The 23,131-nt window shown below is 71.7% G+C and carries 18 protein-coding genes; 13 read left to right on the forward strand and 5 right to left on the reverse strand.

Features of this window, described 5'->3' with window-relative positions; genetic code table 11:
• Window positions 1-118: 118 nt before the first annotated feature.
• The 3 genes from galK to ACF3NS_RS08325 form a co-directional block, all read right to left on the reverse strand.
• Window positions 119-1,291: a galactokinase gene (gene galK, locus ACF3NS_RS08315; RefSeq protein ID WP_392465469.1), complete on the reverse strand. Its 1,173-nt coding sequence runs from the start codon at window positions 1,289-1,291 to the stop codon at window positions 119-121.
• A 75-nt stretch (window positions 1,292-1,366) separates the two neighbouring features.
• The gene (locus ACF3NS_RS08320; RefSeq protein ID WP_288799623.1) at window positions 1,367-2,149 is read right to left on the reverse strand and encodes a DeoR/GlpR family DNA-binding transcription regulator; all 783 of its coding nucleotides are present in this window, start codon (window positions 2,147-2,149) and stop codon (window positions 1,367-1,369) included.
• 5 nt (window positions 2,150-2,154) lie between these two features.
• The gene (locus tag ACF3NS_RS08325; RefSeq protein WP_288799625.1) at window positions 2,155-4,161 is read right to left on the reverse strand and encodes a beta-galactosidase; all 2,007 of its coding nucleotides are present in this window, start codon (window positions 4,159-4,161) and stop codon (window positions 2,155-2,157) included.
• A gap of 177 nt (window positions 4,162-4,338) precedes the next feature.
• On the opposite strand from ACF3NS_RS08325, the gene ACF3NS_RS08330 reads away from it, so the two are divergent.
• The 6 genes from ACF3NS_RS08330 to ACF3NS_RS08355 all read left to right on the forward strand — a co-directional run bounded on the left by ACF3NS_RS08330 (window position 4,339) and on the right by ACF3NS_RS08355 (window position 10,645).
• Entirely contained in the window at window positions 4,339-5,688 is a 1,350-nt protein-coding gene (locus tag ACF3NS_RS08330) for an extracellular solute-binding protein (RefSeq protein WP_392465471.1), read from the forward strand.
• Window positions 5,685-6,596, forward strand: a complete 912-nt coding sequence (locus ACF3NS_RS08335; RefSeq protein WP_154593184.1) for a carbohydrate ABC transporter permease — start codon at window positions 5,685-5,687, stop codon at window positions 6,594-6,596. The genes ACF3NS_RS08330 and ACF3NS_RS08335 overlap by 4 nt, the downstream gene beginning before the upstream one ends.
• Window positions 6,593-7,486 (forward strand): carbohydrate ABC transporter permease, encoded by an 894-nt coding sequence (locus tag ACF3NS_RS08340; protein ID WP_311966511.1) that lies wholly within the window; start codon window positions 6,593-6,595, stop codon window positions 7,484-7,486. The genes ACF3NS_RS08335 and ACF3NS_RS08340 overlap by 4 nt, the downstream gene beginning before the upstream one ends.
• A 54-nt stretch (window positions 7,487-7,540) precedes the next feature.
• Window positions 7,541-8,923, forward strand: coding sequence for a UTP--glucose-1-phosphate uridylyltransferase (locus tag ACF3NS_RS08345; RefSeq protein WP_392465474.1), 1,383 nt, complete (start codon window positions 7,541-7,543; stop codon window positions 8,921-8,923).
• Window positions 8,924-9,055: 132 nt separating this feature from the next.
• Entirely contained in the window at window positions 9,056-10,084 is a 1,029-nt protein-coding gene (trpS, locus tag ACF3NS_RS08350) for a tryptophan--tRNA ligase (protein WP_392465477.1), read from the forward strand.
• A gap of 18 nt (window positions 10,085-10,102) precedes the next feature.
• Entirely contained in the window at window positions 10,103-10,645 is a 543-nt protein-coding gene (locus tag ACF3NS_RS08355; RefSeq protein WP_392465478.1) for a 2'-5' RNA ligase family protein, read from the forward strand.
• Window positions 10,646-10,674: 29 nt separating this feature from the next.
• Here the strand turns inward: ACF3NS_RS08355 and ACF3NS_RS08360 are convergent, their stop codons facing one another.
• Window positions 10,675-12,096 (reverse strand): D-alanyl-D-alanine carboxypeptidase family protein, encoded by a 1,422-nt coding sequence (locus ACF3NS_RS08360; RefSeq protein ID WP_392465480.1) that lies wholly within the window; start codon window positions 12,094-12,096, stop codon window positions 10,675-10,677.
• 233 nt (window positions 12,097-12,329) lie between these two features.
• On the reverse strand, window positions 12,330-13,505 hold the full coding sequence (locus ACF3NS_RS08365) for a glycosyltransferase family 1 protein (protein WP_288798755.1): 1,176 nt from the start codon (window positions 13,503-13,505) through the stop codon (window positions 12,330-12,332).
• A 155-nt stretch (window positions 13,506-13,660) separates the two neighbouring features.
• Here ACF3NS_RS08365 and ACF3NS_RS08370 point away from each other — a divergent pair, with 155 nt between their 5' ends.
• The 7 genes from ACF3NS_RS08370 (at window position 13,661) to ACF3NS_RS08400 (ending at window position 23,130) form a co-directional block, all read left to right on the forward strand.
• Window positions 13,661-14,770: a mannose-1-phosphate guanylyltransferase gene (locus tag ACF3NS_RS08370; protein WP_392465483.1), complete on the forward strand. Its 1,110-nt coding sequence runs from the start codon at window positions 13,661-13,663 to the stop codon at window positions 14,768-14,770.
• 78 nt (window positions 14,771-14,848) lie between these two features.
• Window positions 14,849-16,453: a methylmalonyl-CoA mutase gene (locus ACF3NS_RS08375; protein ID WP_392465485.1), complete on the forward strand. Its 1,605-nt coding sequence runs from the start codon at window positions 14,849-14,851 to the stop codon at window positions 16,451-16,453.
• Between the two features lie 80 nt (window positions 16,454-16,533).
• Entirely contained in the window at window positions 16,534-17,778 is a 1,245-nt protein-coding gene (locus ACF3NS_RS08380) for an amidohydrolase (protein WP_392465486.1), read from the forward strand.
• Window positions 17,779-17,877: 99 nt separating this feature from the next.
• Window positions 17,878-18,930: a BMP family protein gene (locus tag ACF3NS_RS08385; protein ID WP_392465488.1), complete on the forward strand. Its 1,053-nt coding sequence runs from the start codon at window positions 17,878-17,880 to the stop codon at window positions 18,928-18,930.
• A gap of 170 nt (window positions 18,931-19,100) precedes the next feature.
• Window positions 19,101-20,741: an ABC transporter ATP-binding protein gene (locus ACF3NS_RS08390; protein WP_392465490.1), complete on the forward strand. Its 1,641-nt coding sequence runs from the start codon at window positions 19,101-19,103 to the stop codon at window positions 20,739-20,741.
• A complete protein-coding gene (locus ACF3NS_RS08395) occupies window positions 20,738-21,865 on the forward strand; it encodes an ABC transporter permease (protein ID WP_154593175.1) in 1,128 nt (375 codons plus the stop codon). The genes ACF3NS_RS08390 and ACF3NS_RS08395 overlap by 4 nt, the downstream gene beginning before the upstream one ends.
• Complete coding sequence (locus tag ACF3NS_RS08400; protein ID WP_154593174.1) at window positions 21,862-23,130, forward strand: ABC transporter permease; 1,269 nt, start codon at window positions 21,862-21,864, stop codon at window positions 23,128-23,130. The genes ACF3NS_RS08395 and ACF3NS_RS08400 overlap by 4 nt, the downstream gene beginning before the upstream one ends.
• Window position 23,131: the final 1 nt, after the last annotated feature.

Raw genomic sequence — 23,131 nt, forward strand, 5'->3', positions numbered from 1 at the left:
GACGCCATTGGTCACCAATCACGTCCGAGCCGCCCTTGTGAACGATCCAAAACGTCACTGGTGACCAATGGCGTCGTGGCCTGGGCGTTCTCCGAGCACCCTGGCCGCCGTCAGGGACTCACCCCAGGCGCTCGGCCGGAGCAGCCGCCGTCGCCACGAAGTGCTGCGGGGCGCCCAGCCCCGCCTGCGCGAACGCCCGGGCCACGGCGGCGGCCACCTGGTCCCCGGTCCCGCGTCGCACCAGCGCGATGGCGGAGCCGCCGAAGCCGCCGCCCGTCATACGCGCTCCCAGGGCACCCTCGGCGCGGGCGGTGTCGGCGACCAGGTCGAGCTCGGCCCCGGTGACCTCGTAGTCGTGGCGCAGCGACGCGTGCGACTCGTCGAACAACCGCCCCACCTCGCTGAAGTCGCCCGCCGCGAGCGCGGCCACGCAGTCGCGCACGCGCTGGATCTCGGTGACCACGTGGCGGACTCGTCGGCGCTGCACCTCGTCGTCGAGCCGCGCCAGCGTCGGCTCCAGCTCCGAGGGCGCGATCTCGCGCAGCGAGGCGATCCCGAGGGTGCGGGCGGCGGCCTCGCAGGCGCTGCGGCGCTCGCCGTACTGCCCGTCGGTGAGGGCATGCGTGGCCCGCGTGTCGACGACGAGCAGCTCGAGGTCGTGCGCGTCGAGGTCGAAGGGCACGAGGCGCGTCGCCCCGTCGCGGCAGTCGAGCAGCAGCGCGTGGCCCTCGGCGCAGCGCAGGGCAGCAGCCTGGTCGAGCCCGCCGGTGGGGGCCTCGGCGATGACGTTCTCGGCGCGCATGCAGACCTCGGCGAGCCGTGACCGACCCTCGTCGGAGCCGAGCAGCCCGAGGCCGAGCAGGTCGGAGGCGGCCGCGCCGACGCAGCCCTCAAGCGCCGCCGAGGAGGACAGGCCGGCGCCGATGGGCACGTCCGAGGCCACGGCGACGTCCAGGCCGTGCACCTCGTGCCCCGCCTCGCGCAGCGCCCACAGCACCCCGGCGGCATAGGACGCCCATCCTCCCGGTGTGCCGGGGGCGATGTCGGCGAGCTCGACCTCCACCCGGCCGTCCGGTATGTCGGCGGACACCAGCACGAGCCGGTCGTCACCACGCCGTCGGGCTGCGGCACACGCCCGGTGGGGGAGCGCGATGGGCAGGCACAGCCCGTCGTTGTAGTCGGTGTGCTCGCCGATGAGGTTGACCCGCCCGGGCGCGGCCCACACCCCCTCGGGCTCGGCCCCGAAGGTCTCGCGGAAGGTCTCCTCGGCGCGGTCGCGGACGCTGCTCACGGTGCTCTCCTCACTGGGCGATGCTCATCTCGGGGGTGGGCGGCGGGATCACGAGTCCCGTCGTGATCGTCGCGGTCAGCGCGGTCCGACCGGCGCCACGACCACGTCGGGGACGTGCTCGGACAGGGCGGCCCGGTCCTGATCGGCGAGCAGCGAGTCGGTGACCACGACGTCGGCGCGGCTGAGGGGGACCACGCCGGCCAGCGCCACGACCCCCGCCTTGGTGTGGTCGACGAGCACGACGAGGCTGCGCCCGCAGTCGATCATCGCCTGGGCCGTGGCGACCTCGGCGAGGTTGGGGCAGGTGAACCCGGCCTTCAGGTCGAAGCCGTGGAAGCCGTGGAAGACCAGGTCCACGTGCAGGCTCCGCAGCGCCGAGATCGCGACCGGTCCGACGAGGGCGTGCGAGCGGGTGCGCACGCCGCCGGTGACGACGACCTGGCTGGAGCGGGGCAGCGCGTCGAAGAGCAGATCGGCGGTGTCCGTGCTGTTGGTCACCACCGTGAGGTCCTCGACGTCCGTCACCGTCGCGGCGAAGGCATAGGTCGTGGTCCCCGCCGAGATGGCGATGGTCATGCCGGGCCGCACGAGCTCGCGGGCGGCCTGGGCGATGGCCTGCTTGGCCGCGAGCTCGCGGGTCGCCTTGGCGGCGAAGCCCGGCTCGTCGCTGGCTCCGGGGCCGAGCGAGGTGGCTCCGCCGTGCACGCGTCGCACGAGGCCGAGCCGGTCCAGCTCCTCGAGGTCGCGGCGGATGGTCATCTCCGAGACCCCGAGCGCGTCCGCGACGTCGACGACCCGGACGGCGCCCGACGCCTGCACCTCCTTGAGGAGGGTGTCCCTGCGCTGATGGGGGAGCACGGCGCTCAGCCCCTCGGGGCGCGGGTCTCGCGGATGACGGCGACCTGGCCGGCCGCCAGCTCGACGCGCCCGTCGACCGGGGCCTCCGCCACGACGTCGTGCCCCGTCGCCGTCACCTCGGCGGGGGTGCCGCCGTGGTTGATCGCGAAGAGCCACGACCCGCGGTCGCCGGTCCGGCGCACGAGCTCCACGCCCGGTGACGCCTCGGCCACCCGGTCGATGCCCGCCTCCTCGCGCAGCCCGTCGAGCAGGCGGCGCCAGCCCGCGTCGTCGAGCAGGGTGCTGACGTATGTCGCCGAGCCGCCCCCCGGGACGCGGCGGCGGGTCACGGCGGGGCCGCCCTCGAGCGGCCCGTCCGCGTAGCGCGCCAGCACCTCGCCGTCGACGGCGTCGAGGTCCTCGGACCAGACCGTGCCGGTGGTGCCGTCGTCGAGCCGGACCTGCTCGCCGACGCGCAGGGGGTAGAACTCCTGGCAGCGCACGCCCAGCAGGTCACGGAACGCCCCGGGGTAGCCGCCGAGGCGGACGTGGTCGTGCTCGTCGACGATGCCGGAGAAGTAGGTGACCACGACGTGCGCCCCGCGCGCGGCGGCGTCGGCGACGGCGGAGGCGTGCTCGTCGCGCACGAGATAGAGGGTGGGCACCACGAGCACGTCATAACCCATGAGGTCCGACCCCGGGTGCACGACGTCCGCCGTGACGTGCAGGTCGCGCAGCGCGCGGTGCACCGCGAGCGCCGCGTCCGGGTAGTCGAGGGCCTCCGACGGCAGGGCGGGCCCACCGGCGGCCCACTGCGCCTCGTAGTCCCACAGCACGGCGACACGTGCCTCCACGCGGCTGCCGAGGAGGTCCGGCATACGACCGAGGACCTCTCCGAGCCGACGGACCTCGGCGAACCGGCGGGTGTCGGGGCCGGCGTGGGGCAGCATCGCCGAGTGGTACTTCTCGGCGCCGGCCCTCGAGGCCCGCCACTGGAAGTAGCCGACGGTGTCCGCGCCGTGGGCGACGTGGGCCAGGCTGTCGCGCAGCAGCTGACCGGCGGGCTTGGCCGGGTTGACGGGCTGCCAGTTGACCGCGCTGGTGGAGTGCTCCATGAGCATCCAGGGCCGACCTGCGGCAACGCCACGGGTGATCGCCGCCGACAGCGACAGCTCGGCGGTGGGGTCCGCAAGCAGGTCCACCCGGTAGTGGTCGGTGCTGACGACGTCCACGTGCGAGGCCCAGGCGTGGTAGTCGAGGTGCCGGAACCCGGTCATCGTCATGAAGTTGGTGGTGACCGGGACGCCGGGGGAGAGCTCTCGCAGGACCGCCCGCTCGGCGTCGTGCTGGGCGAGCAGCTGGTCGGACTGGAAGCGAAGGTAGTCCAGCACCTGCGTGGGGTTGTTGATCGTGGGGGTGGCGCGCGGCGGGAGGATGTGCTCCCAGTCGGTGTAGCGCTGGCTCCAGAAGGCCGTCCCCCAGGAGTCGTTGAGCGCCTCGAGCGTGCCGTGGCGGGCCTGCAGCCACGTGCGGAAGGCCGCCGCGCAGCGGTCGCAGTAGCACGGGGTGTTGTGGCACCCGTACTCGTTGGACACGTGCCACATGGCGAGGGCCGGGTGGGCGTGGTAACGGCGCGCCATCTGGGCCGTGAGCGCGACGGCGTGGTCGCGGAAGGTCGTCGAGCTGGGGCACCAGGCCTGCCGCGAGCCCTGGCCGAGCACGTGCCCCGCACGGTCCACCGGCAGCGTGTCGGGGTGCTCCTGGCTCAGCCAGACGGGCGGGGCCGCGGTCGCGGTCGCGAGGTCGACCGCGATGTCGGCGGCCGCCAGCTTGTCCATGATCGTGTCCAGCCACTCGAACTCGTAGACGCCCGCCTTGGGCTCGAGCCAGGACCAGGCGAACACCCCGAGCGTCACGAAGGTCACCCCCGCCTGCTGCATGAGCTCGAGGTCCTCGTCCCAGGTGCTGCGGGGCCACTGCTCGGGGTTGTAGTCCCCGCCGTAGGCCACCCCGTCGTCAGGCCACTGTCGCATGTTGTCCATCGTGTGAGACTTTGTGCGAGTTGTCAACAGAGGTGCACACAGGTCTTGACAGGGCCTGGCGAGCAGGTGAACGATGAGCGCCACCTGAGCGGAAATGTGTGAGTGTCGGCTCTCGCGTGACAGTGCCGCACATCGCCCTCCCGCTACTTCATCGTCGAAGGAGCCGCCATGCCGCGTCCGTCCTCAGAGGGCGAGTACCTCGCCTCCCTGGTCCCCTCCTCCGTCCGAGCGCAGCAGCTGAGCCGTCGGAGCATCCTCAAGGGCGTGGCCGGTCTGGGGGCGGCAGCCACCCTCCCGTCGCTGCTGGCCGCCTGCGGAGGTGGCGGCGGATCCTCGTCAGGGTCGGCCGGCGGCACCCTGAAGCTCGGGTCGAACCAGTCCGACGCGGTGCCCAAGGCGGCCGTGGAGGCGATCGTCAAGGGCTTCGAGGCCGCCAACAAGGGCATCGACGTCGCGATCAACACCATCGACCACAACTCCTTCCAGGAGAACATCAACACCTACCTGCAGGGCTCGCCGGACGACGTGTTCACCTGGTTCGCGGGCTACCGCATGCGCTTCTTCGCCGAGAAGGGGCTGATCGGGGACGTCTCCGACGTCTGGGGCTCCGGCGCGGCCTACAGCGACGCGGTCAAGAAGGCCTCGACCGGCACGGACGGCAAGCAGTACCTCGTCCCCACGACCTACTACCCGTGGGCTGTCCACTACCGCAAGAGCGTGTTCGACAAGCACGGCTACACGGTGCCCAAGACGCTCGACGAGCTCGTCGCGCTGGCCGGGCGCATGAAGAAGGACGGGCTCGCGCCCATCGCGTTCGCCGACAAGGACGGGTGGCCGGCCATGGGCACCTTCGACATCCTCAACCTGCGCGTCAACGGCTACGACTTCCACGTCAACCTGATGGCGGGCAAGGAGGACTGGTCCGGCGCCAAGGTCAAGAAGGTCTTCGATGTGTGGCGCCAGCTGCTCCCGCTGCACCAGCCGGACGCGCTCGGACGCACCTGGCAGGAGGGGGCCCAGTCGTTGCAGAAGGGCCAGTCCGGCATGTACTACATGGGCACCTTCCTCGCGCAGCAGTTCGCCAAGGGCGCTGAGCAGGCGGACCTGATGTTCTTCAACTTCCCCGAGATCGACCCGACGATCGGGGCCGACGCCATCGACGCCCCCATCGACGGCTACATGATGTCCAAGCGCCCCCGCAACCAGGAGGCCGCCAAGAAGCTGCTCGGCTACCTTGCGACCGGGCCTGCCCAGGACACCCTGGTCCAGGCTGACCCCTCCGTCGTCGCGTGCTCGGACCAGGCCACGACGGCCAAGTACACCCCCCTGCAGAAGGCCTCGCTGGACTTCGTCAAGCAGGCCAAGTCCATCGCGCAGTTCCTGGACCGTGACTCGCGGCCCGACTTCGCCTCGACCGTCGTGACCCCGGCGCTGCAGTCCTTCATCAAGAACCCCGGCGACGTCGACTCGATCGTGAGCCAGATCGAGAAGCAGAAGAAGATCATCTTCACGTCATGAGCACCTCGTCACTCTCGAAGCGGCGGGCCTCACGGGCAGGGACCCGGCTGTCAGGTCGGGACCGCACCACCATCGCCCTGATGGTGCTCATCCCCACCGTCGTGGTGGTGGGCCTGGTCTGGCTGCCCGCCATCGCGACCGTGGTGCTGTCCTTCTTCGACTGGGACGGCCTCTCGCCGTTCTCGGAGGCCGCCCCGGTCGGCGGGCAGTTCTACGACGAGGCCGTCAACACCTATCCGGCGTTCTGGCCGGCCATCCAGCACAACCTGATCTGGCTGGCGGTCCTGTTCTTCGTGGCGACGCCGCTCGGGATGTTCATCGCCGTGCTGATCGACCGCGAGTCCCGGGGGACGAAGTTCTACCAGTCGTCCTTCTACCTGCCCGTCGTCCTGTCCATGGCCCTCGTCGGCTTCATCTGGCAGCTGATGTTCTCTCGCGACCAGGGGTTCATCAACGCCGTCACGGGGTGGACGATCGACTGGTACGGCGACTCGAGCTACAACCTGTGGGCGGCCCTCATCGCCACCACCTGGCGCCACACGGGCTACATCATGCTGCTCTACCTGGCCGGTCTCAAGGGCGTCGACCCGTCGCTGCGCGAGGCCGCGAAGGTCGACGGCGCCGGGGAGCGCCAGACCTTCTTCAAGGTCGTCTTCCCCGTGCTCGCCCCCATCAACATCATCGTCCTGGTCGTCACGGTGATGGAGTCCCTGCGCGCCTTCGACCTCGTCTGGGTGATCAACAAGGGGCGCAACGGCCTGGAGCTGATCTCCACCGAGGTGACCCGCAACATCGTCGGCGAGGCCCAACGCATCGGCTTCGGCTCGGCCCTCGCGACGATCATGCTCGTCATCTCCTCGCTGTTCATCGCCGTCTACCTACGCATCGTCATGAAGGAGGAGACGTGAGCACCACGGTCCGAGAGCTCCGGTCCGGCGGACGGCGCCCGATGACGGCCGGCCGGTGGGCGACGCACGCCTTCCTGCTGGTCATGGCCCTCCTGTGGCTGTTCCCGCTCGCATACGCCGTCCTCGCGAGCCTGCGCTCCTACGACTACACCGCGCAGCACGGCTACCTGTCCTTCGGGGGCTTCACCCTCGAGAACTACCGCAACGCCTGGGAGCAGGCCGGCTTCACGCAGAAGTTCCTCAACTCGGTCATCATCACGGTGCCCGCGGTCCTGCTGACGCTGGCGCTGGCGTGCGCCATCGCCTTCGTGGTCGCCAGGTTCAGCTCGCGGTGGAACCTCGTGCTGCTCGCGGTGTTCACCGCGGCCAACCTCCTGCCCCCGCAGGCGCTGCTGATCCCGGTCTTCCGGCTGTTCCAGCGGGTCGAGGTGCCCTTCTGGTTCAGCGACTCCGGCACCCTGCTCGACAGCTACTGGGGACTGATCATCGTCAACGTCGCCTTCCAGACGGGCTTCTGCGCGTTCGTGCTCAGCAACTACATGAAGACCCTCCCCAAGGAGCTCTACGAGTCGGCGATGGTCGACGGCGCCAGCGTCTGGCGGCAGTTCTGGCAGCTGACGCTGCCGCTGTGCCGGCCCCCGCTCGCCGCGCTGGCCACCCTCGAGGTGACCTGGATCTACAACGAGTTCTTCTGGGCGACGGTGCTGATGCAGAGCGGTGACAAGTACCCCGTCACCAGCTCGCTGAACAACCTGCGCGGACAGTTCTTCACCGACAACAACCTCGTCGCGGCCGGATCGCTCATCGTGGCCGTGCCCACCCTCGCGATCTACTTCGCCCTGCAGAAGCATTTCGTCTCCGGTCTCACGCTCGGGGCCACCAAGGGCTGAGGTTCCGAAGGCTCCGAGTTGCCCCCCACGCCCCCTGGACACGAAAGTGGTGCCATGAGCCACGACGGACTCGCACGCGCGCAGCAGGTCATGACCGACGCCGGGGTCCACCCCACGGCGATCCAGGTCTTCAGCCACTACTACGAGGAGCTGGAGGGCGGGGCCACCGGCGTCATCCTCGAGGACTCGATCCGGCCGCTGACCGACCCGCCGTCGCTGGAGGCCGCCGACATCGACGAGGAGACCGCGCGCGAGGCGCTCGGCCGCACCGTCGTGATCAAGCTCAACGGTGGGCTGGGCACCTCCATGGGGATGAGCAAGGCCAAGACGCTGCTGCCCGTGCGGGACGGCAAGTCCTTCCTGGACATCGTGGTGCAGCAGGTGCTGGCGGCGCGCGAGCGCTACGGCGTCCGGCTGCCGCTGCTGCTCATGGACTCGTTCAACACGCAGGCCGACACCTTGGCCGCGCTGGAGGGCCACCCGGAGCTGGCGGTCGATGACCTGCCGCTGGACTTCCTGCAGAGCCAGGAGCCCAAGCTGCGCACCGACGACCTCACCCCCGTCGCGTGGCCGGACGACCCGCAGCTGGAGTGGTGCCCGCCGGGCCACGGCGACCTCTACCCCTCCCTGCTGTCCTCCGGCATCCTGAAGGCCCTGCTGGACAGGGGTTTCCGCTACGCCACCGTCAGCAACGGCGACAACCTCGGCGCGTCCCCGGACGCCCGCCTCGCTGGCTGGTTCGCGAGCTCCGGTGCGCCCTACGCCGCCGAGGTCTGCCAGCGAACGGCCATGGACCGCAAGGGCGGTCACCTGGCGGTGCGCAAGGAGGACGGCCAGCTGATCCTGCGCGACACCGCGCAGACCGCGGACGACGAGATGGACCACTTCACCGACGAGCACCGCCACCCGTTCTTTCACACCAACAACCTGTGGCTGGACCTGCAGCGCCTGCACGACGAGCTCGTCGCCCGCGACGGCGTCCTCGGCCTGCCGCTGATCCGCAACGTCAAGACGGTCGACCCCAAGAATGCCGACAGCCCCGAGGTCTACCAGATCGAGTCGGCCATGGGCGCCGCGGTCGAGGTCTTCGAGGGAGCCCAGGCGATCGAGGTGCCCCGCAGCCGCTTCCTGCCCGTCAAGACCACCAACGAGCTGATGCTGCTGCGCTCCGACGTCTACGACCTGCGCGAGGACGGCACCCTCGTGATGCAGGTGGACAAGGCCCCGGTGATCTCGTTGGACAGCAAGCACTTCAAGCGGATCGGTGACTTCGAGCAGCGCGTCCCCGGCGACGTCCCCTCGCTGCGTGACGCCACGTCGCTCACGGTCGAGGGCGACTGGTCCTTCGGCGACGACGTCGTGGTCAAGGGTGCTGTCACACTCCCCGACGAGGGCGAGCCCCGCCGCGTCGAGGACGGCGCCGTGCTGCAGGGCTGAGACCGAGGCCGTATGCCGGGGACCGGGCGGTCCCGGCATACGGCCTGGGCTCCCGGGCCACCGCGCCCCGGAGCCGTCCGCACGACCCACCGCCGCCCGGACCACACCCTGCCACCTGCCACAATGAGAGCCATGTCCTCCGAGCCCACCGCGCGCCCACGCACCCTGTCCGGCATGCAGCCGACGTCCGACTCGCTGCACCTCGGCAACTACCTCGGGGCGTTGGTCAACTGGGTGGCGCTGCAGGACGAGTTCGACGCGTTCTACTTCATCGCGGACCTGCACTCGCTGACCGTGGCGACCGACCCCGAGCTGATCCGCCGGCGCACTCGCGTGACCGCCGCGCAGTACCTCGCGGCCGGCGTGGACCCGCAGCGATCGACGTTGTTCGTCCAGAGCCACGTGTCCGAGCACACCGAGCTGGCGTGGATCCTGTCCTGCCAGACCGGGTTCGGCGAGGCCAGCCGGATGACGCAGTTCAAGGACAAGACCGCCAAGGGGCACACCGCCAACGTCGGTCTGTTCACCTACCCGATCCTCATGGCCGCCGACATCCTGCTCTACGACGCGGCCAAGGTGCCCGTCGGGGAGGACCAGCGCCAGCACCTGGAGATCACGCGCGACCTCGCGATCCGGTTCAACCAGCGCTTCGGCGACACCCTGGTCGTGCCCGAGCCGCACATCGTCAAGGAGGGCGCCAAGATCCAGGACCTGCAGGACCCGACCGCCAAGATGAGCAAGTCGGCGGCGAGCGACAAGGGACTGATCAACCTGCTCGACGAGCCGGCCAGGAGCGCCAAGAAGATCCGCTCGGCCGTCACCGACGCCGATCCGCAGGCCGTCGTCCGCTACGACCCCGAGCACAAGGCGGGCGTGTCCAACCTGCTCACCATCAACTCCGTCCTGTCGGGCCGGCCGATCGGTGAGCTCGAGGCGCACTTCGCGGGTCGGATGTACGGCGACCTCAAGAAGGACACCGCCGAGGTGCTCGTCGAGTGGGTCACGCCGTTCCGCGACCGGGCGACGGAGCTGCTCGACGACCCGGCCGAGCTCGACCGCATCCTCGCCGCCGGCGCCGAGCGCGCCCGCGAGGTCGCCTCGGCCACGCTGGGTCGGGTCTATGACGCCGTCGGCCTGCTGCGACCGGCTCGGCGCGGCTGACCGCGGGCAGGAGCAGCCGTGCCGGTCATCGGAGTCTCGATCGCCATCCCCGACCCCTGGGGGTGTGAGCTCCAGCGCGCGCGGTTGTCCTACGGCGACGAGCAGGCGCGCGGCATCCCCACGCACGTGACGGTGCTGCCGCCGACCGAGGTGGACGACGCGGCGATGGACGACATCCACGAGCACCTGCTGCGCGCCGCGGGGTCCGTCCCGCCGTTCCTGCTCGAGCTGCGCGGCACGGGCACCTTCCACCCCGTCTCCCCGGTGGTCTTCATCCAGGTGGCACGGGGCATCCCCTCCTGCGAGCAGCTCGAGGCGAGGGTGCGCGACGGGGTCCTGGCGCGCGAGCTGAGCTTCACCTACCACCCGCACGTGACGGTGGCTCACGGCCTGCCGGACGACGCCCTCGAGCGGGCGCACGCCGAGCTCGCCGACTACCACGCGCAGTTCGCCGTCGATGCCTTCTCGCTCTACGTCCAGGGCGAGGACGGCGTATGGCGTCCCATCCGCCGCTACCCGCTCGGGGACGCCAGCGAGGCCTTTGTCGGCTGCGAGAGCTGAGGGGCTGAGGCCGGGACGGGCGCTGCGGCTCAGCGGCGGCCGATGCGCCGCGTGAGCAGGGCTCCGGCCGCCGCCAGCAGGAGCGCGAGCACGCCCGCCCCCCACCACTTCTCGCCGATCTCGCGCAGCCCGGCCGGAGTCGACGCCGGGTGCGACGCGTCGGCCGCGCCGGTGCTCCCGGCGGTGGCCGGCGTGCTCGAGGCAGGCCCCGGCGTGACGGCCGGGGAGGCCGTGGGGGGTGCCGTGGGAGAGCTGCCGGGGGCACCGCCGGTCGCCGGACGCGTGGTGGCCCTCGGGTCCAGGGTGCCCACGCCCCCGACCGTGCCGCCGTGCGCGAAGGCCCAGTCCATCACCGCCCCCACGTGGTGCCAGTCGACCGTGTCGGAGCACATGAAGCTGAGGACGTAGGCGCGCCCGCCCCGCGTGGCGGAGCCGACGAAGGTGCGGTGGGCGCCCGTCGTGTAGCCCGTCTTGACGCCCGTCGCGCCCGGGTAGTGGAGGACGAAGTGGTTGAGGTTGGGGACGGCATACGGCTTGACCACGGTCCCGTCCGCCTGCCGCGCCCCGGGGAAGGGCATCTCTCGGGTTACCACGTAGGCCCGGAAGTCCTGGCGCTGCATGGCTGCCCGGCCGATCACCGCCAGGTCGTAGGCGCTGCTGCGCTGCCCCTGCGCGTCCAGCCCCGACGGGTCGACGGCCACGGTGTCGCGGGCGCCGAGCGCGGCGGCGGTGGCGTTCATGCGCTGCAGGGTGCCCGCCACGCCACCCGGCGCCGACCGCGCGAGGGCATAGGCGGCGTCGTTGGCGGACTGCATCAGCAGCGCGCCGTAGAGCTGGTGCACGGGGTAGGGGTTGTCGGCCACCATGCCCACGCGGGTGCCCTCGGCGGCCTGGTCGGACGCGGTGGCCGTGACGACCCGGCGGGGATCCAGCTGCGTCATGACGGTGAGCGCAGTCAAGGTCTTGAGCGTGCTGGCGGGGTAGAGGTGGGCGTGGGGGGCCTTGGCCGCCAGGATCACCCCGGTCTGCTGGTCTGCCAGCACGTATGACGTCGCGTCGAGCTCGGGGGGCTGCGGTGTGCCGGCGGGCACCGCCGTGACGATGCCGCTCGTCCCGAGCTGGTCGCCGCCGACGGGGTGGTCGCCCGCACGGACGGCCGGCGCGGGGTAGTAGCTCGGGCTCGGGGTGGCCGTGGGCGTCGGCGTCGGGCCGGCCGTGGCGCCCGCGCGGCCACGTCGGGTCTGCGGTGCGGGAGGCGGCGGGATGCGGGTGCCGGCGCACGGGGTGCGGGTGACCGTGAAGGTCGGCGCGGGTGTCGGCGCTGGTGTCGGCGCGGCCGGCGTGGGCGAGGCGGGTGCTGCCTGGGCGAGGCCGCCCAGCGTGAGGGCCGCGCCGAGCGTGGCGACGGCGACCCGGCGCCGGCAGCGGCCCGGTGTGCGGTGGTGCGGCATACGTGATCCCCCCGAGGCCCCCGTGGCTGGAGGCGACATCTCTCGGCACCCTAGCAGCGCCGCCCGCACCCGATCACCCGCCCGTGGCGCGCGCACCGAGGGGTCGCAGGTGTCCGCGACACGCCGTGCTACGCGGCATTCGTGCCCCCTCGGCGCGGGGCGCGAGCCGGGCGCGCGGGCTGGTGGGGCGTTCGTGCGCTCGGAGCTCACGGATGCGTGCGCGGCCGGGCCGTTCAGGCGGCGGTGGCCCCGTGGCGAGCGATGGCGTCCTCGTAGTGCCCCACCAGCTGGTCGACCAGGGCCGCCCAGGACCGCGGCGCGACCTTGGCGAGCCCGGCCGACCCCATCGACTCGCGCAGGGCGGGGTCCTCTACGAGGCTGCGCACGTGCTCGACGATCGAGCGCGGGTCCTCGGGGTCGAAGAGCAGCCCCGTCGTGCCGTGGTCGACGAGGTCGAGCGGTCCGCCCATGGCGGGGGCGACGACCGGGAGCCGGCAGGCCGCCGCCTCCTGCAGCGTCTGGCCGAAGGTCTCGCGGGTCCCCGTGTGCGCGAAGACGTCGAACGCCGCGTAGGCGCGGGCCAGGTCGTCGCCCGAACGGCGCCCGAGAAAGACCGGCGGCAGGTTGGGTCGGCCCGCGCTGCCCGCGACGGCCTCGCTCAGCTGCTCGGCCAGGGCGGTGCGCGACGGCCCGTCGCCCACGAGCACGAGGCGCGTGCCGGGGATGGTGGCGACGTCGACGAGACGGTGGATCTCCTTCTCGGGGGCGAGGCGCCCGACGTAGCCCACGAGCACCTGGCCGTCCGGCGCGAGGGCCCTGCGCAGCGCGCGCGACCCGGCGTCCGCGCGCCACTCGGGGCGGAACAGGCCGGTGTCGACGCCGCGCCCCCACAACCCGGTGCGGGGCACCCCGTGGGCGCGGATGTCGTGCAGCGCGGCGCTCGAGGGGGCGAGGGTGAGGTCGGCGAGGGAGTGGATGCGGCGGATCCAGCGCCAGGCGGCCTTGGCGGCGGCGCGGCCGGTGGCGGCGCCGGCGACGTTGCCGTGCTGCTCGAGATAGCTGGGCATGTCGGTCTGGTAGATCGCGACGCACGGCAGCCCCAGCCGGTCCGCTGCGGTCAGCCCCCGCGCACCGAGCACGAACGGCGACGCCACGTGCACCACGTGCGGCCGGAACTCTCGCAGCACGTCCTCGATCTCGCCGGTCGGCAGCCCCACCTGGAACTGCCGCACCGGGATGCTGGTGACGGCCCGGACGGGGAACCCGGCGTAGGTCTCGGGGGCGGGGGAGGGGGCGATGACGACGGCGTCGTGGCCGGTCTCGCGCAGGCGGTCCAGGACCCGGCAGACGCTGGTGGTCACCCCGTTGAGCGACGGGAGGAAGGACTCCGTGACGATGGCGATCCGCACGTCCTCACGATCCGCGACGTCGGTGAGGTGGGGGAGACGGGGTGGGGTGTGTCGGGTGGCGCTCAGGTGTCCTTCGGATGACGTGCCGTATGACGACCCGCCCGATGCCGGCGAAGGGGGCAGGTGAGGGCCGCCCGTTGGCTAGCGTGTGACCCATGTCTGACGAGGCCACCGATCCCCGCCTGTACTGCGTGATCCCCGCCGGTGGTGCCGGCACCCGCCTGTGGCCGCTGTCGCGGTCCGGCCGCCCGAAGTTCCTGCACGACCTGACCGGGTCGGGGCGCTCGCTGCTGCAGGCGACCTACGACCGGCTGGCGCCGTTGTGCGAGGGTCGGGTGCTCGTCGTGACCGGCGCGCGCCACGAGGCGGCGGTGACCTCGCAGCTGCCCCGCGTCGCCGCGGGGGACGTGCTGGTCGAGCCGGGCCCGCGCGACTCGATGGCGGCGATCGGGCTCGCCGCCGCCGTGCTCGAGCGCCGCGACCCCGAGGCGATCCTGGGGTCGTTCGCGGCCGACCACGTGATCGAGGGCGAGGAGCGGTTCCACGCGTGCGTCCGCGAGGCCGTGGCTGTCGCCGCCCAGGGCTACATCGTGACCATCGGCATCGAGCCCACCTATCCCGCAACCGGTTTCGGCTACGTCCGTGAGGGCGAGGCGCTGGACGTCCCGGGGGCGCCGCGTGCCCGGCTCGTGTCGGAGTTCGTCGAGAAGCCCGACGGCGGCACCGCTGCGGCATACCTCTCTCTCGGCACCTATCGCTGGAACGCCGGCATGTTCGTCGTCAAGGCGTCCGTTCTGCTCGACCTGCTCGCGCAGTACCACCCCGAGCTGGCCTCCGGGCTGCGCGCGATCGCCGCGAACCCCTGGGTCCTCAACCAGACCTGGAAGGAGCTGGACAAGATCGCCATCGACCACGCCGTGGCCGAGCCGGCCGCCGCCGCCGGTCGCGTCGCCGTCATCGCGGGGGACTTCGGCTGGGACGACGTGGGCGACTTCGACTCCCTCGCGGGCCTGCTGCCCGCGGCGGGGGAGACCCCCGACCGGGAGAACGTCGCGGTGCTCGGCCCGGCCGACAACGTCCACATCCGCAACGCCTCGGGCGTCGTCGTCAACCGCTCCGGGCGGCAGGTGGTCCTGCTCGGCCTGGAGGACGTCGTCGTGGTCGACACCCCGGACGTCCTCATGGTGACGACCCGCCGCCAGGCGCAGGACGTCAAGTCGATCGTCGAGCTGATGAAGGAGCGGGGCTACCCCGAGCTCACGTGACCTGGATCGTTCCATCCGCGGCGCGTTAGGCCGGGGGTGCCCGCGACCGGCCGTGACCGCACGACTAGGGTTTGAGCCATGGCTGACAGCACCGACAAGCCCACCGCCCGCACCGAGTCGGACCTGCCGTTGGAGGCGGTCTACGACGCGTCGTCGCTGCAGGGTTTCGACCCCGACGACAGGCTCGGCAAGCCTGGGACCTATCCGTTCACCCGAGGCGTCTACCCGACGATGTACACCGGTCGTCCATGGACGATGCGGCAGTATGCCGGGTTCGGCACCGCCAGGGAGTCCAACCAGCGCTACCACGAGCTGGTCAACGCGGGGACGGGCGGCCTCTCGGTCGCCTTCGACCTGCCGACGCAGATGGGCTACGACTCCGACGCGCCGCTGGCCAGCGGCGAGGTCGGCAAGGTGGGCGTCGCGGTCGACTCTCTCGACGACATGCGCGTGCTGTTCGACGGGCTGCCGCTGGACAAGGTGTCGACGTCGATGACGATCAACGCCCCGGCATCGACCCTGCTGCTGATGTACCAGCTGGTGGCCGCCGAGCAGGGTGTGGCGGCGGGGCAGCTCACCGGGACGATCCAGAACGACGTGCTCAAGGAGTACATCGCCCGCGGCACCTACATCTACCCGCCGGCCCAGTCGCTGCGCCTGATCTCCGACATCTTCGCCTACTGCAACAAGGAGATCCCCCGCTGGAACACCATCTCCATCTCGGGCTACCACATGGCCGAGGCGGGGGCCACACCGGTGCAGGAGATCGCGTTCACGCTCGCCAACGCCAAGGCGTACGTCCAGGCCGCGATCGACGCCGGCCTCGACGTCGACGCGTTCGCACCGCGTCTGTCCTTCTTCTTCGTCGCCCGCACCACGCTGATCGAGGAGGTCGCGAAGTTCCGCGCCGCCCGGCGCATCTGGGCGCGCATCATGCGCGACGAGTTCGGCGCCAAGAACCCCAAGTCGCAGATGCTGCGCTTCCACACCCAGACGGCCGGGGTGCAGTTGACTGCCCAGCAGCCCGAGGTCAACCTCATCCGCGTCTCGCTGCAGGGCCTGGCCGCCGTCCTCGGCGGCACGCAGTCGCTGCACACCAACTCCTTCGACGAGGCCATCGCCCTGCCGACGCAGAAGGCCGCCCGCCTGGCCCTGCGCACCCAGCAGGTCATCGCCTTCGAGACCGACGTGTGCAAGACGGTCGACCCCTTCGCCGGCTCCTACGTCGTCGAGTCCCTCACCAACGACATCGAGGAGGCCGTCTGGGAGCTGCTCGCCAAGGTCGACGACCTCGGTGGTGCGGTGCCGGCGATCGAGCAGGGCTTCCAGAAGTCCGAGATCGAGCGCTCCGCCTACGCCACCCAGCTCAAGACCGACTCGGGCGAGCGGACCGTCGTGGGCCTCAACAAGTTCACGATCGACCAGGAGGAGCACTACGACCCGCTGCGCGTCGACCCGCAGATCGAGGTCGACCAGTGCGAGCGCCTCGCCGAGCTGCGCAAGAACCGCGACAACGGCGCGGTCGAGGCCGGGCTCGACGGGCTGCGCACGGCCGCCGAGGGGTCGGGCACTAACCTGCTCATCCCGATGAAGGAGGCGCTGGAGGCGGGCGCCACGGGTGGTGAGGTGTCCAACGCGCTGCGCGACGTGTGGGGCCAGTACGTCCCGCGCGACGCCTTCTGACCCTCGGCCGGACCCTCGGCCGGACCCTCGGCCGGACCCTCGGCCGGACACGGAGCCCGTGGGCGGTACCCTTGCCGCCCATGGGCTCCGAGCACGTTCAGCAGGTCGCACCCCCGAGTGACGCACAGGTCGCGGACGAGCTGCGGGCCGACATCTCGGCCTCGGTGGACGCCCTCGAGCCGGAGCTGGTCGAGGTCCGCCGTGACCTGCACGCCCACCCCGAGCTGGGCTTCGCCGAGCAGCGCACGACCACGCGGGTCTCCCATCGGCTCAAGGCCGCAGGCCTGCGGGTCACCCCCGTGCACCCGACGGGTCTCGTGGTCGACCTCGGACCGGCGCAGGCTCGTCGTCGCGTCGCCGTCCGCGCCGACATCGACGCCCTCCCGCTGTCCGAGACCTCCGGCCTGCCCTACGCCTCGGTGACCGGCGGAGCCTGCCACGCGTGCGGGCACGACGTGCACACCACCTGCCTGCTCGGTCTCGGCCTGGTCCTCGCGCCGCACCAGGAGTGGTTGCGGGAGCAGGGGTATGCCGTCCGCCTGCTCTTCCAGCCCGCGGAGGAGGTCATGCCGGGTGGGGCCCAGGCCCTGGTCGCCGCAGGCCACCTGGACGACGTGGACCAGGTCTTCGCCCTGCACTGCGACCCGGGCACGGACGTCGGGCAGGTGGGGCTGCGCACCGGCGCGATCACGGCGGCCACCGACGTCCTGACGGTGCGCCTGACCGGCGCGGGTGGCCACACCTCGCGCCCGCACATCACCCAGGACCTCACCTACGCCCTGGCGTCGGTCGTCACCGGGCTGCCCGCGGCGCTGTCGCGTCGCGTCGACCCGCGTGCGGGGCTGGCGCTCGTGTGGGGGTCGATCCACGCGGGGGAGGCGGGCAACGTCATCCCGTCGACCGGCACCGCGTCCGGCACGCTGAGGATGCTGGACGCGGACGTGTGGGACTCCATCGGCCCGCTCGTGGACGACCTCGTCGGGCACCTGGCGGCGCCGTACGGCGTGGGGGTCGAGATCGACCACCGGCAGGGGGTGCCTCCGGTGGTCAACGACGCCGACGCCGTGGCGCACCTCGTCAGCGGCGTCACGACGATGGTCGGGGCCGACGCCGTGGCGCCGACCCCGCAGTCGCTCGGCGGCGAGGACTTCTCCTGGATGCTGCGGAACGTCCCCGGCGCCCTCGCGCGCCTCGGGACGCGCACCCCCGGCGGCCCCACCTATGACCTGCACCGGCCCGACCTGGTCGTCGACGAGCGCGCGATCGCCGTCGGCGTGCGGGTGCTGGCGGGGACCGTCCTGTCCGCGTTGGCGGCCTCTGCATAACAGTTCGTCACCGCTTCGGCGCACTCGGGGCAACCCGACGTCGGCGCGCCGGGGCCGCGGTCTAGGGTTTGCTCATCCGTTCCAACGAAGGAGTCACCCTTGATCCGCATCGTCAAGGTCGCGACCGCGCTCACGGCCGCCTCGCTCGCCCTCGCCGCCTGCGGCAGCCCCAACGACACCGAGTCCGGCTCCTCCGGCACGTCCTCCGGCGCGTCCGGTGGCTCCGCGGTCAAGGTCGGGATGGCCTACGACGTGGGCGGCCGCGGTGACCAGTCCTTCAACGACTCGGCCGCCAAGGGGCTCGACGAGGCCAAGGCCCAGCTCGGCGCCCAGACCAAGGAGTCCGTGGCGACCGCCGGCGAGGCCGAGTCCGCCCGCGAGGAGCGCCTGCAGCAGCTGGTCGAGGCCGGCTACACCAACGTCGTCGCCGTGGGCTTCGCCTACGCCCCGGCCGTCAAGAAGGTCGCGGCGGACAACCCGGAGGCCAAGTTCGCGCTGGTCGACTCCACCGACGCCAAGGCCGCCAACATCCAGAACATCGTGTTCTCCGAGCAGGAGGGCTCCTACCTCGCCGGCGTCGTCGCCGCCAAGAAGTCCAAGACGGGCAACATCGGCTTCGTGGGCGGTGTCCAGACGGACCTGATCAAGAAGTTCGAGGCGGGCTACGTCGCCGGTGCCAAGGCGACCAACCCCAACATCAAGGTGCAGGTCAAGTACCTCACCCAGCCGCCGAACTTCTCCGGCTTCGCCGACCCGGCCGCCGGCAAGACCGCCGCCGAGGGCATGCTCTCCGCGGGTGCCGACGTGGTCTACCACGCCGCCGGCGGGTCCGGCTCCGGCGTCTTCACCGCCGTCAAGGCCAAGAACGCCATGGCCATCGGCGTCGACTCCGACCAGGCCAAGACCGCCCAGGCCGACGTCCGCGACGCCGTCATCACCTCCGTCGTCAAGCGCGTCGACGTGGGCGTCCTGGAGTTCATCAAGCAGGTCAAGGACGGCAACCTCAAGTCCGGCGAGGCCGTCTTCGACCTCAAGTCCAACGGTGTCGAGCTCGCCACCACCGGCGGCAAGATCGACGACCTCAAGGCCGAGCTCGACAAGGTCAAGGCCGACATCGTCTCCGGCAAGATCGTGGTCCCCACCAAGCCGTGACCGGTCCGGCCTGACCGACCCTCACGCACGTATGCCGCAGCCCGGCCGCCAGACGGACACCCCGACGGCGGTCGGGCTTCGGCATACGGGGTGGATCAGCGGTCCGGCACCCTGGACCCCGTGAACACCGACGGTAGGGTGGGGCGGTCAGCCGCCACGTCCACGACGACGTGACCGAGCAAGGAGCGTGCACCATCGGAACTCCACCCACCTCGGCGAGCGCGGACGCGCCGCCCGCCGTCGCCGTCCGCGGCGTCACCAAGAGGTTCCCGGGCGTGGTGGCCAACAAGGACATCACCTTCTCCGTCCGCAAGGGCAGCATCCACGCGCTGGTGGGGGAGAACGGCGCGGGCAAGTCGACGTTGATGAAGATCCTCTACGGCGTGCAGCGCCCCGACGAGGGCTCCATCGAGATCGACGGCCGTGCGGTGAGCTTCCACGGGCCGAGCGACGCGATCGCAGCGGGCGTCGGCATGGTCTTTCAGCACGTCAAGCTCGCCGACAACCTCACCGTCACCGAGAACGTCGTCCTCGGCGCGGAGAAGCTCCACGGCATCGGCGACCGCGCGCAGGCCGAGATCCGGCGCATCTCCAAGGAGTACGGCCTCGGCGTGGACCCGGAGGCGCTGGTCGCCGACCTCGGCGTGGGAGCCCGCCAGCGCGTCGAGATCCTCAAGGTCCTCTATCGCGGCGCCCGCATCCTCATCCTCGACGAGCCCACCGCCGTGCTCGTGCCGCAGGAGGTCGACGAGCTCTTCGACAACCTCAAGACCCTCACCGCCGAGGGCCTGACCATCATCTTCATCTCGCACAAGCTCGACGAGGTGCGAGCCGTCGCCGACGACATCACCGTGATCCGACGCGGGACCACCGTGGGCAGCGCGGACCCGCGCACCGTCACCTCCCGCGAGCTCGGCGCGCTCATGGTCGGTCGCGAGATGCCCAGCCCCCAGACGGAGGAGTCCACCGTCACCGACCGCGCCGTGCTCGTCGTGGAGCGCGTGCGGCTCGAGCGCCTCGGCGCCCGCGACGTCCTCGACGACGTGTCCCTGACCGTCCACGCAGGCGAGGTCCTCGGCATCGCCGGGGTCGAGGGCAACGGCCAGGACGAGCTGGTCGAGGTCATCATGGGCATGCGCGACCCCTCCGCAGGGCGGGTCTACCTGGGCGGCAAGGACATCACCGACTGGCCGACGCGCCGCATCCGCGAGGCCGGCGTCGGCTACGTCCCCGCCGACCGCCACCGGCACGGGCTGCTGCTCGAGGCGCCGCTGTGGGAGAACCGCATCCTCGGCCACCAGACACAGGCCCCCAACGTGTCCGGGCCGTTCATCAACGCCCGCGGCGCGCAGCGCGACACCACGCGCATCGTGGAGGACTACGACGTGCGGACGCCCTCGATCCACGTCACCGCGGGCTCCCTGTCCGGCGGCAACCAGCAAAAGCTCATCATCGGTCGCGAGATGTCCCACGAGCCGCGGGTGCTCGTCGCCGCCCACCCGACCCGCGGCGTCGACGTCGGCGCGCAGGCCGCGATCTGGGACCACATCAAGCGGGCCCGGCACGAGGGGCTCGCCGTCCTGCTGCTCACCGCCGACCTGGAGGAGCTGCGCGGCCTGTCCGACACCATCCGCGTGATCAACCAGGGACGCCTCTCCGAGGACCTGCCCCCGACCACGTCCCCGGCCGACCTGGGCGCCGCGATGACCGGCGGCCGGCGCGACGACCAGCACGCGACGACGGGCGGTTCCGGCATACCGGCTCCTGCCCTGCAGACCGAGCCGACCCACCAGCAGGAGTCCACCCGATGAAGGTCTCGCCCCGCGCCGTCCTGCTCGCGCTCGCGGCGCCGCTGCTCGCCATCGTCGTGGCGTTCGTGATCACGTCCCTGGTGCTCGTCGTGGCCGGCGACCCGGTGGGCGCCGTCTGGACCGAGCTGCTCCGCCAGCCGAGCCCCCGGCTGATCGCCAAGATCGTCAACGGCGCCGTCGTCTACTACCTCGCCGCCGTGGCCCTGGCCATCGGCTTCCGGATGAACCTGTTCAACATCGGCGCCGAGGGGCAGTACCGCGTGGCGGTCTTCGCCGCCGCCGTGTTCGGGGCGCAGGGCTACCTGCCGGGCTGGGCCAACGTCGTCGCCACGACCCTGGTCGCCATGCTCGTCGGCGCCGGGTGGGCCGCGATCGCGGGCTATCTCAAGATCAAGCGCGGTGTTTCCGAGGTGATCTCCTCGATCATGCTCAACGCCATCGCGACCAGCGTCGTGGCCTTCCTGCTGACCAAGGCGCGGGACACCTCGGCCGGCGCCGGCAGCAACGTCACCAACACCAAGCCCCTGCCGCAGGACTCGTGGGTGCCCGGCCTGCAGCTCGTCAGCGGCACGACCACCAAGGTCTACGGCCTGATCGTGCTCGCGCTCGTCGTGGGCCTGCTCTACTGGCTGGTCCTCGGCCGGACGCGGTTCGGCTTCGACCTGCGCGCCGCCGGTCAGTCCGAGAGCGCGGCGATCGCGAGCGGAGTCGACGCCCACCGCATGATCATGTCGACGATGATCCTGTCCGGCGCGATCGCGGGCCTGATCGGGCTGCCGCTGCTGTTCGGCCAGGACCACGCCTACGGCACCAACTTCCAGCCAGGGATCGGTTTCGCCGGCATCGGGATCGCGCTGCTCGGGCGCAACCACCCCATCGGGATGGCCCTCGCCGCGCTGCTGTGGTCCTACCTCGACCAGCAGGGCAACGGGCTGCAGATCAATGCCGGCGTCTCCTCCGAGCTGGTCTACATCATCCAGGGCGTGATCGTGCTGGCCGTCGTCATCGCCTACGAGCTCGTGCGGCGGGCCAACGTCCGGCTCGAGCAGGCCAAGGTCGCCCGCGAGCTCGCGGCCCGGTCGACACCCCCCACGTCCACCTCCATGCAAGGAGCGAGCGCATGAGCACCACCGCCACCCCGGTGACGGAGCGGCCGGACGGGCGCAGCGCCGTGCCCCGTCGTCGCCGGCGCCTGTCCGGCCTGCAGATCGCCGGGCTCGTCCTGCTCGCACTGCTGTTCGTCTCCGTGATGCGGGTCGTGACCGGCGAGAACGACCTCGCGTCCTCCGGCGCCCTCGCCGCCGCCCTCGGCCTCGCCGTGCCGATCGGCATGGCCGGCCTCGGCGGCTTGTGGTCCGAGCGGGCCGGCGTGGTCAACATCGGCCTCGAGGGGATGATGATCCTCGGCACCTGGGGCGCGGCGTTCTTCGCGTGGCACTGGGGCGCCTGGGCCGGCATCGTCGGTGCGGTCCTGCTGGGCATGGTCGGCGGCGCGATCCACGCCCTCGCCACGGTCGTCTTCGGCGTGGACCACATCGTCTCGGGTGTCGCCGTCAACCTCATCGGCATGGGCGGCGCCAAGTACCTCTCGGCCCGCGCCTTCACCGGCACCCCCGGTGGTGGCGCGACCCAGTCGCCGCCCCTGCCGCACCTGCCCGACGTGACCGTGCCGGGCCTGTCACCCGCCCTGACCTCGCTCGAGGGCAAACGCATCTTCTTCGTCTCGGACGTGGCCGGCGTGCTGGCGGCGTTCGTCACCAACCTGTCGGTGCTGACCATCATCGCCGGGCTTCTCGTGCTCCTGTCGTGGTGGGTGCTGTGGCGCACGACCTTCGGGCTGCGACTGCGCTCCTGCGGCGAGAACCCCTGGTCCGCCGAGTCGCTCGGCGTCAACGTCTACCTCCACAAGTTCCTCGCCGTGCTGATCTCGGGCGGGTTCGCCGGGCTCGGCGGCGGCTTCCTCGCCCTCGTGGCAGCCAACGTCTTCCGCGACGGGCAGACCGGCGGCCGCGGCTACATCGGCCTCGCCGCCATGATCTTCGGCAACTGGCGGCCCGGGTCGCTGGCCGCCGGCTCCCTGCTGTTCGGCTACTTCGACGCCGTGCAGCTGCGCGGCGGCGCGGTGCACGCCCTGCTGCTGGTCGGCGGCCTGCTGCTGCTCGTCCTCGGCGCCTGGCAGCTGCTGCGCCGCAACCTGGTCGGCGGCGCCTTCGCGATCGCGCTCGGGGCGGTCCTGGTCTGGACCTTCCTCACGACCGACTCGGTGCCCGGCGAGCTGACGAGCGCCGCGCCTTACATCGCCACGCTGCTCGTCCTGGCCCTCGCGTCGCAGACCCTGCGGATGCCGGCCGCCGACGGTGCGGTCTATCGCAAGGGTGAGGTGGGTTGAG

The sequence above is a fragment of the Arsenicicoccus cauae genome (genome assembly GCF_043162025.1).
GTDB classification, from domain to species: domain Bacteria; phylum Actinomycetota; class Actinomycetes; order Actinomycetales; family Dermatophilaceae; genus Arsenicicoccus; species Arsenicicoccus cauae.

Coding starts and splice junctions, on each gene's coding strand:
- ACF3NS_RS08325 (WP_288799625.1), bottom strand. CDS start 4,161: ATGCGACAGTGGCCTGACGACGGGGTGGCCTACGGCGGGGACTACAAC.
- ACF3NS_RS08330 (WP_392465471.1), top strand. CDS start 4,339: ATGCCGCGTCCGTCCTCAGAGGGCGAGTACCTCGCCTCCCTGGTCCCC.
- ACF3NS_RS08335 (WP_154593184.1), top strand. CDS start 5,685: ATGAGCACCTCGTCACTCTCGAAGCGGCGGGCCTCACGGGCAGGGACC.
- ACF3NS_RS08345 (WP_392465474.1), top strand. CDS start 7,541: ATGAGCCACGACGGACTCGCACGCGCGCAGCAGGTCATGACCGACGCC.
- trpS (WP_392465477.1), top strand. CDS start 9,056: ATGTCCTCCGAGCCCACCGCGCGCCCACGCACCCTGTCCGGCATGCAG.
- ACF3NS_RS08360 (WP_392465480.1), bottom strand. CDS start 12,096: ATGCCGCACCACCGCACACCGGGCCGCTGCCGGCGCCGGGTCGCCGTC.
- ACF3NS_RS08370 (WP_392465483.1), top strand. CDS start 13,661: ATGTCTGACGAGGCCACCGATCCCCGCCTGTACTGCGTGATCCCCGCC.
- ACF3NS_RS08375 (WP_392465485.1), top strand. CDS start 14,849: ATGGCTGACAGCACCGACAAGCCCACCGCCCGCACCGAGTCGGACCTG.
- ACF3NS_RS08380 (WP_392465486.1), top strand. CDS start 16,534: ATGGGCTCCGAGCACGTTCAGCAGGTCGCACCCCCGAGTGACGCACAG.
- ACF3NS_RS08395 (WP_154593175.1), top strand. CDS start 20,738: ATGAAGGTCTCGCCCCGCGCCGTCCTGCTCGCGCTCGCGGCGCCGCTG.
- ACF3NS_RS08400 (WP_154593174.1), top strand. CDS start 21,862: ATGAGCACCACCGCCACCCCGGTGACGGAGCGGCCGGACGGGCGCAGC.